This window comes from Pseudomonas sp. WS 5021 (genome assembly GCF_012985535.1).
Classification (GTDB): domain Bacteria; phylum Pseudomonadota; class Gammaproteobacteria; order Pseudomonadales; family Pseudomonadaceae; genus Aquipseudomonas.
In genome coordinates, this window is record NZ_JAAQWP010000003.1 from 214320 (window position 1) to 227705 (window position 13386).

General features: G+C 60.2%; 8 protein-coding genes. 2 read left to right on the forward strand and 6 right to left on the reverse strand.

Annotated features, from left to right (window positions below):
• Positions 1–17: 17 nt before the first annotated feature.
• From HBO19_RS10930 to uvrD, 6 genes are all read right to left on the reverse strand, one after another.
• A complete protein-coding gene (locus HBO19_RS10930) occupies positions 18–779 on the reverse strand; it encodes a Slam-dependent surface lipoprotein (protein ID WP_262376958.1) in 762 nt (253 codons plus the stop codon).
• Positions 780–867: 88 nt separating this feature from the next.
• Complete coding sequence (locus tag HBO19_RS10935; RefSeq protein WP_170057509.1) at positions 868–3978, reverse strand: TonB-dependent receptor; 3111 nt, start codon at positions 3976–3978, stop codon at positions 868–870.
• A gap of 135 nt (positions 3979–4113) precedes the next feature.
• Positions 4114–5094: a FecR domain-containing protein gene (locus HBO19_RS10940; RefSeq protein ID WP_346266489.1), complete on the reverse strand. Its 981-nt coding sequence runs from the start codon at positions 5092–5094 to the stop codon at positions 4114–4116.
• Positions 5095–5137: 43 nt separating this feature from the next.
• Positions 5138–5635, reverse strand: a complete 498-nt coding sequence (locus tag HBO19_RS10945) for an RNA polymerase sigma factor (RefSeq protein ID WP_169954026.1) — start codon at positions 5633–5635, stop codon at positions 5138–5140.
• Positions 5636–5820: 185 nt separating this feature from the next.
• A complete protein-coding gene (locus HBO19_RS10950; protein WP_169954025.1) occupies positions 5821–6693 on the reverse strand; it encodes a Tim44 domain-containing protein in 873 nt (290 codons plus the stop codon).
• A gap of 223 nt (positions 6694–6916) precedes the next feature.
• Positions 6917–9100, reverse strand: a complete 2184-nt coding sequence (gene uvrD / locus HBO19_RS10955) for a DNA helicase II (protein WP_169954024.1) — start codon at positions 9098–9100, stop codon at positions 6917–6919.
• A 280-nt stretch (positions 9101–9380) separates the two neighbouring features.
• Between uvrD and HBO19_RS10960 the strand changes: the two genes are divergently transcribed.
• Both HBO19_RS10960 and hexR read left to right on the forward strand, forming a co-directional pair.
• Positions 9381–12260, forward strand: coding sequence for an EAL domain-containing protein (locus HBO19_RS10960; protein ID WP_170042033.1), 2880 nt, complete (start codon positions 9381–9383; stop codon positions 12258–12260).
• Positions 12261–12416: 156 nt separating this feature from the next.
• Complete coding sequence (gene hexR / locus HBO19_RS10965; RefSeq protein WP_029290040.1) at positions 12417–13283, forward strand: transcriptional regulator HexR; 867 nt, start codon at positions 12417–12419, stop codon at positions 13281–13283.
• Positions 13284–13386: the final 103 nt, after the last annotated feature.

A 13386-nucleotide genomic window follows, 5' to 3' on the forward strand; every position in this document is an offset into this window, starting at 1 on the left:
ACAGGTTCAACGTGCGATTACTTGGCGACACCACCGAAGGCGGTGTCGTAGTTGCGGTCGGTGAACTTGGCGATACCGGCCAGCGACGCGGTGGCGCCTGCGCCGAAGAAGCTGCCTTGTGAGGTGCCGGACGAAAGCAGTGCGTTGGTTGCGGTATTACGCGCCTGGGCAGTACCGGCGAAGCCTGCGGTGGCGGTGTCGATGGCCGCGGTGACTTGAACTTTAAGCGCGCTGTTGCTCAGCGAGCCGGTCAAGGTTGGTGTAGCGTTGCCGAACGAGGCGGTCAGGTCGCCAGACAGCACGTTCGCCCCGGAGTAGTTGTTGATGCCCTGTACCGCGTAGGTCACGTTGGCTGTTGGCAGTACACGGCCAGCGGTGTCGCCGGAGTAGTACACGACGCGGGTTGGATCATTGTTGGCGCCGGTCTGCGACCACTCTCCGTAGTACACCTGCTGGTTGGCGACTTGTTTGAAGTCAAAGTTGCCCAGTGTGGAGTGAGAGGGTGGCATCATCGCGGTGGTAATGGTGGAGACACCATTGGCATCGGTGGCAGCCATACCTTTCAAACCGCTGAAAGCGACTTTCGTGCCGTTGTAAAAAGCGTTAACGCCAATGGCTGGCTGGCCTGCGGAACCTGGGTGGTTAGTTGAGCCTGAACCACTGGAGCCGTCGACGACGATCGTGCCATCGTAACTTTGACCAGAAGAAGTGGCTGCTTGAGCAACGCCAGCCAGACCCAGAAGTGCCACTGCCAATACTGTGTAGTTGAAAGATTTCATTTCATCATCCATTGAGTGATTTAAATTAAGTCAACACGTCAAGCGTTTGCCAATTTCTTCTTTAGCCTCCCATGCAGTACCTCCCAAGTTAAAAAGTAGTGGTGAAAGCGAGTTTCAACGTTCGACCGGGTGCGGGCATGGCCGAACGCGTGAGTGGGTCGATGTAATAAAGGTTGCTCAAGTTGGTGCCGGTTAACTCGATGGATGCGTCATCGGTCAATTTATAGTTAACGTAGGCGTCATAAGTGATGATCTTGTCCCATGACATGGGCGTATTCAGGTAATAACTGACCATGGCGCTGTTGGGGTAGTTGTCATAGAACTTGTTTTCATGTTGGCGGTAATAAATAGCCCGTCCGCCCACTTCCAGTTTGCGATCAAGGAAGCGCGCACCTAACCCGAGGTTGGCAGTCCACTCCGGCATTGCCATGCTCACCAGGTATCCGCCTACAAAACCGTCTTCCACGCAGTTGGGGGTGCTGCCGTCGGTGCTGACGGAGACAGCCGAGTTTTCATCGCAGACTCTGTTTTTCAGGACGTGGCCGATACTCATGTCGGTGAAAAACCGTCCGTTATCGTAGCGGCCCTGGAACTCCACGCCGGAAGTGACTTGCTTCTCAAGGTTACTGAAGCGCAGTTGTGGGTCGCGTTCGATCACGTTTTTTGTCGTGTTGTAGTAATAGCTCAGCTTGATGTCGGCGCTTTCACTGCCACCCCAGCCGGCCAGGTTATGGATGTAGGCGGCTTCGTAGTTATGCGCATGTTCTGGCTCAAGCCCCCAGGGGTTGACCGATGAGGAAAAGCCCATGGTGCTTTCAAACATGCTTGGGTAACGGATGGCCTCGCTGTAGCGCAGGTAGACCCGGCCATTTTCCGAGGTATAGAAGGTTGCAGAAAGCGAAGGTGTCCAGCCACTGTCTTTCTGGTGTTTGGCTTTGATATCTTTTTCGTAGCCCTTGCCGTTTCCGGAAGAGCTGCAGGAAATAATATTTTCGCCTGCACTCAATCCATTGATACATGGATTGTTATAGCGTGAATAACGACCTTTTCCGTCACTCGCCCAATCCGCCCTGTGCTGAGTGTCTTGCACACGTGGCGTTTGTTGTTTGATTACGTCAATTAGCTCCTGACGCTCCGACTCCGGGGTATCAAACATATCCCAGAAAACTTTGTTGCTTGCAATTTGTCGATCGATGTCGGCTTGCAACTCAGAGTCGGTCAGCGTCTTTCGCGTGGTGTAATCCACCCGACGCCCGGTATCTTCAAATTGTGTTGTTATCCCACTCTTGTCCTGGGCACTTTTCAAGTAATCATCAAATGCCCAATAAGACGAATAACGCATCCCCGCCTCAAATTTGGCAAAGCTTACGGGCCGCCAGTCGAATTTGAAGTTGTACTCCTGTTCCTCGCGGCGCCCGGCCCGAGGGTACATGCGCAACGTGTCGCTGATGATAGGGTCGTAATAATTGTCGTTCGATCCCAACTTTTCATGCTGATAACTACCACCCAGGGTCAGGTCGAGGCTGTCGAGCAACTTCAACTTATTGCTTGCGGTCAGGCCGATACGATCATGCTTGGCATTGGCCAGGGCGGTATTGCGGTACACCGGGTCGGCAATGGTGGTTTGATTGGGGACGCCACCGCTGCTGTAGGTATCGCTGCGGGTGTTGGTCATCCACAGGTTGGAATAGAAATCCACCCACGGGTTACCTTCGGGCTTGAGGTTGTATTCCAGGTTGTAGGCTTTGCTTTGTACATGGCTCAACGGCCATTGCGGCACGCCGTTGGTGGCGGCGTCGTAAGTCGTGCCGGGTTTAAAGAACGAGATCCGTGATGGCAGGATCTCGCCGTACAGCGCATCGGTGTCGCGATAGCCGAATTCCAGGGACTGGTTTTCATCAATCTTGAGTTTGGCCTTGCCCAGCCAGGACTCCATCTTGCTGGAGGTGTTGGGCACTTCATCGCCCGGTTTGTAGATAGTGGCGAGGTTGGGAATGTAGTCAAACTCGCCGTTGACTTTCTTCCCGCTGGAATAGAAGCCGCTCTTGTTCTTGCCCGCGTAGTGGTTGCCTTTTTCACGGAAGGCGTAGGCTGCCAGCAGTTCGAATTTTTCCTGGCGCGTGGCCAGTGCCAGGCGGTAGGCGGAGTCATCGCTGGACAGCAGTTTGTTACTGCTGCTGGTGCGTGGGTGTTTGTACAGCGAGTGATCGTAATAGCCCCTGATGGGTGAATATTCATAACCGGGGCTGGGCATTTGCCCGGTCATCAGCGTCGGCAGTTTGGGTGACACCGAGTTGTTGCTGCCTTCGATTTTAAGTTCGCCACCATATTCCTGGTCCTGCTTGAGCACATCGTCGACGTTTAGAGTGCTGGCCACCACCGCGCCGCCAATGCCGCTGTAGACGTTACGCTCCAGGTTCGGCCCCTTGAGCACCTTGATGCTGCCGATCAGGTTGGGGTCGATGTAGTTGCGGTTGTTGGCGCCCATGTAGCCGCGGTAAGCGGTGATTGCCTGTTCGGTACCGTCGATGGTCACAGGCACGCGGCCGGGGCCCTGGATGCCGCGGATGTTTGGGTCCAGTGCGCCGCTGTTGCGCGAGTCGCCGCTGTACACGTTGAGCATGCCCTTGAACATATCGGCGGGGGCTGCGCCTTTGTAGCGTTCGATCTGCTCCTTGCCGGCATACACCGAGGAGATGTCTTGATCGTAGATATCGTTGTAGCCCTTTTCGTCCCGGGACTGCTTGCCTTCCATGCCCATGACGTAGGTCGGGTGCAAGTCGCCGGCCTGGATACCCGCCGAGTTCGGTGCCGATTGCACCTGGATGATCGGGCGTTCGGCTGAGCCGGTGAGGCTATAGCTGACCCCTTGATTGGCCAGCAGCGTTTGCAGCGCGGTGTCCAGGGACAGGCGTCCCTTGACCGGGTTGCCGTAGCTGTTGGTGAAGTCGTTGCTGCCCAGGTACAACTCGACACCGGCCTGGCGCGCCAGCAGGACCAAGGCTTGATCCAGCGCCAGGGCGGGCACGTCGAAGTTGTGCACGTCAGTGGCCGGGGCGTGGTTTGCGCTTGGTGCTGCCAGCACCGGGCTGATGGTGGCGGCATTGGCGACCAGCGCAATGGCGGCCGACGCAATTCCCAGGCTCAGTCGGGTGCGTTTTGTTGCCTGGCGTTTGTTGTTGTTCTCTTGCGTCTGCAAAACCGGCCTCACTAAAGTAAATAAGATTTATTCACATGTAGTAGAAACGGCCCAGCTGCAAAAACGCGATAGATCGTTATGATCTATAAATATTATTATTTATATTTTTTTGAAATTGACGCCGTGCGAGGCGGCTCAGTAGATCAGTGTCAGTCCTGGCAGCTCGAACATGCGCCCGTGGACTTGCGCCACCAGGTGTTCAAGCGCGGCGTCGAGGTTATCCAGGCGCATTACCGCACTGACCCGCACGTTGCGCAGGGCCTCGCCCTTGACCAGCACCAGCCCCGGTCGGTAACGGTTGATGCGGGCGGCGGCGTCGGCCAGGGATTCGCGTTGGAATACCAGCCGGCCTTCCTGCCAACTGGCCAGTTCCTCGGGGCTGGTGTTCAGCGGCACCAGGCCCGTTCTGGGGCTGAAGTGCAGGCTGTTGCCCTGCTCCAGCAGCGCGGAACCTGCGGCTTCATCGCGCCCGTGCTGGGTCAGGTTGACCTCGACCCGATGCTGCAGCACCCCCACCCAGCCTTCGCGATCCTTGCCGACACCGACCAGGTAACGTGTGCCTCGCGCGGTGATATCGGCCCCGGGCGCTTGTACGGTGAAGGGCCGCCGCTCCTGTTCATTCATTGGCGCAGGGGTGAAGACCGCCTCGCCCTGGCTCAAGCGCACCCGACGGGTCTGATCGTCGTAGGCCAGGCTCAGGATGCTGTGGCTGCCCAGTTGCACCTGGCTGCCGTCGGCCAGGGTGATCTGGCGCACTTCGCCAAACCCGGTGTGATAGTCGCTGTTCAGGGCCTGGACCCAGAAAGGTGGTGCCAGCAGCATCCAGCAGCCCAACGCCAGCGCCGCCACGGCGCTACCGCCGACCACCGGCATGCGCAGCCAGGCAGAGCGCGGCGGGCGTTGGGGTTTTACATAGCCGGGACGTTGCTTGAGCTGCGCGGTGGCCAGCCAAGCACGATTGGCGCGCTCGGCGGCGGCGGCGTGCAAAGGGTCGGCGGCCAGCCAGCGCTGAAACGCCTCGAGTTCACGTGCCGAAAGCTGTCCTTGGCGATGGCGCATCACCCAGTCGGCAGCTTTGCGCTCTACCGGGTCGATAGTCTGTGGGGAGGCGTTCACGGTTCGGTCTATTTACCTTTTGGCTCTTTGTCGTACACAAGGCTCAGCCCTCTTGGTCCGGCTCAAGCGCCCGGCCAATCCTGGCCAGGGCCATTGCCATGTGTTTTTGTACAGAGCTTGTGGATATCCGTAAATAGCGCGCGGTCTCTTTGTGCGTCATGCCTTCCACCCGGCACAGCATGAACACATCGCGGGTACGCGGTGGCATGCGTTGCAGCAGGCTTTCCAGGTGCTCCAGTTCCAACGCGCCGAGGGCCTGTTCTTCAGGGCAACTGGTTTCGTCTACCAGGGTGGCGAAGAAGGCGCTGGGGTCGTTGTCGTAGCGCTTTTCACCATAGCGGCGGTGATGGTCGATCATCAGGTTGTGCGCTACCCGAAACAGATAGGACGGCGCGCACAGCACGCGCTCCAGGCTCTCCAATTGGGCGATGCGCAGGAAAGTGTCCTGTACCAGGTCCGAGGCCAGGCTTGGGGAGCACTTTTTGCGCAACAGATACCGATGCAACGCGGGTGCATGTTGAGTGAACAGTTTTTCCAGCACGGCGGCACTTTCCTATGCTCGGGCAGAACCGGGGAGGGCGAGTATAATGAGAGTCGTTCTCATTAATCCAGCAAAACCCCATGCTGACTTTTCCACAGGCAAAAAAACACCCCGGCTGTGCAGGCTTCTTAAAGCACTGCACAAGACCGGGGTGTTTCTTACAGCAGGCTGTAGGCCTTTGCGGATCAGCCGTTCTGGCGGATACCGGCTACCAGCCAAGGCTGGTTTTCGCCCTGTGGACGTTCCATGTTCCAGCTTTCGCTGAACACTTCGCCCTGGTCGAAGCGCGAAGTCTTCGACGTACCGCTGAAGGTCAGGGTAGCGATGGTCTTGTCGGCGCGATCATCCACACCTTCCAACTGCACGCGCAGGTCGTCGATGTAGGTCGACTGGAAGCCGTCGCCCAGTTCGGCACGTTCGCGCTTGAGGAACTCCAGCAGTTGCGGGGTCACGAACTCGGCGATCTTGTCCATTTCGTTGGCGTCCCAGTGTTGCTGCAGGGACTGGAAGTGGTTGCGGGCTGCTTCGACGAAACGCTCTTCGTTGAACCAGGCTGGCGCGTTGATCACCGGACGAGCGGCAGCAGGTGCTGCCGAGCCGCCGAAGATCGAACCCATGGCAGGCTTTTGCTCGAACACTTCACGCTGCATCGGCGCGCCGGCTGGAGCCAGGTGCTCCTGCTGCTTGCGGCGACGGGCGGCGATGAAGCGGAAGATCACAAAAGCGATGACCGCCATGATCAGGATGTCGAAGATCTGCATGCCCTGGAAGCCGCCGCCCATGAACATGGAAGCGAGCAGGCCACCGGCAGCGATACCGGCCAGAGGGCCCAACCAGCGCGAAGCACCGCCGGCCTTGGCAGCAGCGCCAGCGGCACCGGCTGCACCTGCGGTGGCAGCCGCTCCGCCCATGCCGCCAGCGGCTGGGGCCATTTGGCTGGTCTGGTGGCTAGGTGCTGCGCCGGAGCTTTTACCGCCACCGAAGCGTTTGGCGTTGGCGTCGAGGCTCATCGTCAGGCCGATGCACAACGCCATGGCGATGCTAAGAAAACGTTTCATAAAGGGAATTCCCATTTGTGGATTGCACGCGCGCCATGTTGCACAGGTGCAGAGGCAGTGGCTAGCGGCATAATGTTTCGGGCTTTTGCGTAAGACCTTTGCGAATGGTCTGTAGGACTAATTACAGATATTGGCCCGTACTGGTTAAAAACAAGGGCAAGGCGACCTATCACACCGAGGCAGAGCACCCGATCGTTCCCACGCAGAGCGTGGGAACGCTCAGTCAGACCGCTTCGAGCTTGGCGTAACCCATCATCAGCCACTTGCTGCCTTCGGCGAAGTTCACCTGCACCCTGGCCTGGGCTCCGGCGCCTTCGAAGTTGAGGATCACCCCTTCGCCAAAGATCGCATGCCGGACCTGCTGGCCAAGGCTGAACGGGGTCTCGGGAATTTCCGAGCCGGCAAACATGTTGCTGGAGTTCTGCTGCTGACCGCCACCAAACGGCCGGCTGACGCTATTGGACAAGCGCACTTCCTGAATCAGCCCTTTGGGCACTTCCCGTACGAAACGCGACACCTTGTTGTAGGTCTCGCTGCCATACAGGCGTCGTGTCTCGGCGTAGGTCATCACCAGGTTCTGCATCGCCCGAGTGATACCCACGTAGGCCAGGCGGCGTTCTTCTTCAAGGCGGCCGGGCTCTTCCAGGCTCATCTTGTGCGGGAACAGGCCTTCTTCCATGCCCACCAGGAACACGTAGGGGAATTCCAGGCCCTTGGCACTGTGCAGCGTCATCAGTTGCACGCTGTCTTCGTGCTCATCGGCCTGGGTATCGCCGGCTTCCAGGGAGGCGTGGCCGAGGAACGCCGCCAGTGGCGACAGGTCGGCATCTTCCTCACTGTTCTCGAACGCGCGGGCGGCGCTGACCAGTTCCTCAAGGTTTTCTACCCGAGCCTGGCCTTTCTCACCCTTTTCCGCCTCGTGATAAGCGATCAGGCCGGATTGTTCGATCACGGTCTGGGTCATCAGGTGCAGCGGCATTTCCAGGCATTTGGCGGCGAGGCTGTCGATCAACTCGACAAACCCACCCAACGCTCCGGCAGCGCGGCCGGTCAGGCCTTTATTGGCGATCAGCAGGCGCATGGCCTCCCACATCGACACATCGCTGTGACGCGCATGTTCGCGGATCGCCTCGACGGTTTTCTCGCCGATGCCCCGTGCCGGTACGTTGATCACCCGCTCCAGCGCGGCATCGTTGCCGCGACCTTCCAGCAAACGCAGGTAGGCCATGGCGTTCTTGATTTCTGCGCGCTCGAAGAAGCGCTGGCCGCCATAGATGCGGTACGGAATGCGCTCGCGCAGCAAGGCCTCTTCGAGTACCCGTGACTGGGCGTTGGAGCGGTACAGAATGGCGATATCACTGCGGGCCAGCCCGGTTTTCAGGGCGCTTTCAATGGTTTCCACCACGTAGCGCGCTTCGTCGTGCTCGTTGAAGGCCGCGTACAGGTTGATTGCCTCGCCTTCACCGCCGTCGGTCCACAATTCCTTGCCCAGGCGCCCGGTGTTATTGGCGATCAAGGCGTTGGCGGCCTTGAGGATCCCGGCGGTGGAGCGATAGTTCTGCTCCAGGCGAATGGTCTCGGCGTCTGGGAAGTCGTCGGAATACTGGTAGATGTTCTCGATTTTCGCGCCGCGCCAGCCGTAGATCGACTGATCGTCGTCGCCCACCACCATCAGGCTGTCGCCGCCCTTGGCCAGCAGGCGCAACCAGGCGTACTGCACGGCGTTGGTGTCCTGGAACTCGTCCACCAGGATGTGCCGGAAGCGCTTCTGGTAGTGGGCCAGCAAGCCGGGGTTGTCGCGCCACAGGTCGAGGGCGCGCAGCAGCAGTTCGGAGAAGTCGATGACGCCGGCACGCTGGCAGGCCACTTCATAGGCTTCATAAATGCTGCGCATGGTGGCCAGGAACAAGTCGCCACTGGCCTGGATATGTTGCGGGCGCAGGCCTTCGTCTTTCTGGCCGTTGATAAACCATTGGGCCTGACGCACCGGCCAGCGTTGTTCATCCAGGCCCAGCTCGCGGATCACCCGCTTGACCAGGCGTTGCTGGTCATCGCTGTCGAGAATCTGGAAGGTCTGGGCCAGGCCCGCCTCCTGCCAGTGGGCCCGCAGCAAGCGGTGCGCCAGGCCGTGGAAGGTGCCGACCCACATTCCGGCCGGGCTGATGCCCATCAACTGCTCGATGCGGTGGCGCATCTCGGCAGCGGCCTTGTTGGTGAAGGTCACCGACAGGATGGAATGCGGCGACGCGTTCTCGACCTGGATCAACCAGGCGATACGGTGCACCAGCACTCGGGTTTTACCGGAGCCAGCACCGGCCAGGACCAACTGACGGCCAACGGGGGCTGCTACGGCCTGGCGTTGGGCATCGTTGAGGGAATTCAGCAAAAGGGAGAGATCATCGCGCATCGGCGCATTCTAGGGTGCCGGGGGAAGGGGGGCAAATCCCATTGCCGGGTGGTCGGCACAAAAAAATCCGCGGCGATCTTCAATCGGCAAATAATCGATCCACGGTGATGACCGGTAAGTCATCGCCTGTAGCCCGCGCCCTGTCTTGTTCAGCCCCTCTGGGCCCAAGGTTTGCGATGGTTTATTCGCCGATTTTTATGATCCAGAGCAGTTTGGTCTGCCCGCCCGCTTGTGTATGCTCCGTCGACGTTTCGGGCTCACCATTATAAGAACACTGCCTATGACCCTCAGCACCGACTTGCCTGGCCCTTCTGTCGCGCCGGCGCAAGTTATCCGCAAGCACTACGCCATGGAGATGGCGGTCGAGCGCACGCGTCTGTTGTACCAAGGTTCGTTGCTGCCCACTTTATTGATGTTGATTAACGGTCTGGTCTGCGCCTGGTTGCTCTGGAGCCCGCAGCGCTACGTGCTGGTCGGCAGTTGGCTGGTGTGGTTGCTGGCCCTGGTGGCGATGCGCGTGATCCAGGTGGCGGCCTTCGATAGCGCCCTGCCCAGCCGGCAGGCGCAGCCGGTCTGGCGGCGCATGTTCATGTTGGGCTCGGCGGCCAGCGGCCTGACCCTGGCGAGCGCGGCCATTGTCCTGGTGCCCCTAGACAGTTTCGTGCAGCAGGCCTGGATCTTCGGCCTGATTGGCGTGGCCACCTTATCGGCCAGCGTGGCCTACGCGGTGAGCGTGCCGGCGTTCTTATCGTTTGCCTTGCCCTGCCTGGTGCCCACCATCCTCTATTTATTCTGGAGCGGCGAACCGCAACTGCAGGGCTGGAGTTACCTGGGCCTGATTCTGCTGGCATCCCTGAGCCTGGTGGCATGGCAGGTCAACCGCCTGATCCAGCGCGGTTTGCTGCGCCGGTTCCAGAACCAGGCCCTGATCGAGCACCTGCAGCAGGCCCGTCAGCGCAGCGAGCAGTTGAATCAGGACCTGGTGCGCGAGGTTGAGCAGCGGCGCCAGGTCGAGCAGGAGTTGCGTGAAGCCCAGGTCGGCCTGCAACACCGTGTCGAACAACGCGGCCAGCAACTGGACGCCGCCAGCCTGGCCCTGAGCAAAAGCGAAGCGCGCCTGGCGATGGCATTGCAGGCCAGTGAGTTGGGTTTGTGGGACTGGAACCTGCAAACCGACGAGGTCCACCACACCCAGCTCAAGGAGTTGTTCGGCCTGGAGCCGGAATACGTCACGGCGATGTTGCGCGACCTCACGCCTCGCCTGCACCCGGACGACTTGCCGCTGCTCAAGCGCGCGCTGGTGGAGCACTTGAAAGGGCGCAGCGAGGACTACCAGGTGGAGTACCGCGTGCGCCATGGCGACGGACGCTGGGTGTGGATCGAAGACCGTGGGCGCGCCGTGGAGCGTGCGGCCAGCGGGCGCGTGACGCGCATGCTCGGTACCCGGCGCGATATCAGTGCCGGCAAGGCGGTGGAAGAACAGCTGCGGCTGGCGTCCACGGTGTTCGAGGCGGCCAGCGAAGGCATCGTGATCCTGGACCCGGAGTACGTGCTGATTGCGGTCAACCAGGCCTTCAGTCGCGTGACCGGCTTTGATATCGACGACATGCTCGGGCGCAACGTCGTGGAGTTGCCGTGCAGCCGCGATGCCCGCCGACACTTCCCGGTGATCCGCCAGGCGTTGTTGAGCCACGGCAGTTGGCAGGGCGAATTGGTGGAGGCGCGCAAGAACGGCGAGCTGTACCCGCAATGGCTGCAACTGAGCGTAGTGCGCGATGTTCGGGGAAACGTGAGTCACATCGTGGGCTTCTTCGCCGATCTGTCGGCGCGCCGCGAATCCGAGGAGCGCATGCGCTACCTCACCCATTACGACGAACTGACGGGCCTGGCCAACCGCTCGCTGTTTCGCGAGCGCCTGCGCGAGGCCCATCAGCGGGTGCGCCAGGGTGGCCGCAGCCTGGCGTTACTGCATATCAACCTGGACCGCTTCAAGCTGCTCAATGACAGCCTGGGCCATGAAGTCGCCGACCAATTGCTGCAAAAAATGGCGCGGCGCCTGATCAACGCGTTGCCGGAGGCCGACACCATTGCGCGGTTGTCCGGCGATGAATTTGCGGTGTTGTTCGACGCTTATGGCAGCCTGTCGAGCCTGGCGCGAGTGGCCACCCGGCTGCTGGCCAAGTTGCGGGTGCCGGTGGCGGTGGAGGGGCATGAGTTGGTAGTCAGCGCCTCAATCGGTGTCAGCCTGTTGCCGGATAACGCGCGGGAAATTTCCGCGTTGGTCAGCCAGTCGAACATGGCCATGCAGCACGCCAAGCATTTGGGCGGCAATAACTTCCAGTTCTACACCGACAGCCTGCAAGCCAGCACCCTTGAGCGCCTGCAGCTGGAAAACCAACTGCGCAAAGCCATCGATGAACGCCAATTGAAGGTGTTCTACCAACCCAAGCTGTGCCTGGCCACTGGCAAGATGAACGCCGCCGAGGCGCTGGTGCGTTGGGATCATCCGCAATGGGGCAGTGTGCCGCCCGGTGATTTCATTGGCTTGGCAGAAGAAACCGGATTGATCGTGCCGTTGGGCGAGTTCGTGCTGCGCCAGGCCTGCTGGCAGGCGTGTGAATGGCAGCGCCAGGGCCTGGCGCCGATCCGCGTGTCGGTCAACCTGTCGGTGCACCAGTTGCGCCAGGGCAAGCTGGTCAGCCTGGTGCGCCAGGTGCTGGACGAAACCGGGCTGGCCCCGCAGTACCTGGAGCTGGAGCTGACCGAAAGCCAGTTGCTCGACAGCGTCGAGCACATCATCGCCACCTTCCAGCAACTGCGCGACCTGGGGGTGAAGCTGGCGATTGACGACTTTGGCACCGGCTATTCGTCCCTCAGCTACCTCAAGCGCATCCCCGTGGATTACGTGAAGATCGACCAGACCTTTATCCGGGGCCTGGGCCAGGGGCGCGAAGACTTGGCGATCACCCGGGCCATCATCGCCATGGCCCATGGCTTGGCGCTCAAGGTGGTGGCCGAGGGTGTGGAGGATCAGCAGCAGCTGGATTTCCTGCGCGCCGAAAACTGCGATGAGGTACAGGGCTATTTGATCAGTCGACCGATCGAGGCCGAAGGGCTGGCGGATTTGTTACGGAAAAATGCGGATTTTCCTGGCTGCTAGCGAGGCGCCATCGGGTGCTACATCGCATATGCCCGCTGATTCAGGGGGTAGTAGGGCGATTTAGTGATGCATCGAACGGGCAAATCCGCAATTCTTGTAGTATAACTACAAGCTTGCTACATCCCTGGCGCCTGCCAATAACAAGAGTCCTGCCCTTTGAACCTGTTGCAACATATCGCCCAGTCGCGCCACCTGTTACGCAAATCGGAACTCAAGGTTGCCGATCACGTGCTGCTTGACCCTGCGGCCGTGATGCACAGTTCCATGGCTGACCTGGCCCACAGCGTGGGGATCAGCGAGCCGACCATCGTGCGCTTCTGCCGCGCCATCGGTTGCTCGGGGTTCCAGGACTTGAAGTTGAAACTGGCCCAGAGCCTGGCGGCCGGCGCCAGCTTCGGGCAGTTTGCGATCCACGAAGACGACTCCGTCGCCGACTACAGCCTGAAAATTTTCGATACCACCCTGCACACCCTGATGGAAGTGCGGGAAAAGCTCGACCCGATCGAACTGCAAAAAGCCGTGACCGCCATGTCCCAGGCCCAGCGCGTGGAGTTCTATGGCTTTGGTGCCTCCGGCGCGGTGGCGGCGGATGCCCAGCACAAATTTTTCCGCCTGCTGCTGACGGCGGCGGCCTACAGCGACCCACACATGCAGGCGATGTCGGCGGTGACGTTAAAGCCTACCGACGTGGCGATCTGTATTTCCCAGTCCGGCCGTTCCAAGGACTTGCTGATCACCGCCAACCTGGTGCGTGAAAGCGGCGCGTCGCTGATCACCTTGTGCCCGAGCCAGACGCCATTGGCGGAGCTGTCCACGGTCAACCTGGCGATCGACGTGCATGAAGACACCGAGATCTATACGCCACTGACCTCGCGCATCGCCCACCTGGTGGTGATCGACGTGCTGGCGATGGGCGTGGCGATGGCGCGTGGCCCGAGCCTGGTCAACCACCTCAAGAGCGTCAAGCGCAGCTTGCGCAGCCTGCGTCTCTCGCCCAAATCGGTCAAAGCCCTCGACGACTGACCCAAGGTCGCACTCGATCAACTGTAGGAGCTGGCTTGCCTGCGATAGTGGTCTGCCAGCCCCGCACTTATCGCCTGAGGCACCGCCATCGCCGGCAAGCCGG

Excerpts from the sequence above, each read along its gene's own strand:
- HBO19_RS10930 (WP_262376958.1), bottom strand. The coding sequence starts at position 779 with ATGAAATCTTTCAACTACACAGTATTGGCAGTGGCACTTCTGGGTCTG.
- HBO19_RS10950 (WP_169954025.1), bottom strand. The coding sequence starts at position 6,693 with ATGAAACGTTTTCTTAGCATCGCCATGGCGTTGTGCATCGGCCTGACG.
- uvrD (WP_169954024.1), bottom strand. The coding sequence starts at position 9,100 with ATGCGCGATGATCTCTCCCTTTTGCTGAATTCCCTCAACGATGCCCAA.
- HBO19_RS10960 (WP_170042033.1), top strand. The coding sequence starts at position 9,381 with ATGACCCTCAGCACCGACTTGCCTGGCCCTTCTGTCGCGCCGGCGCAA.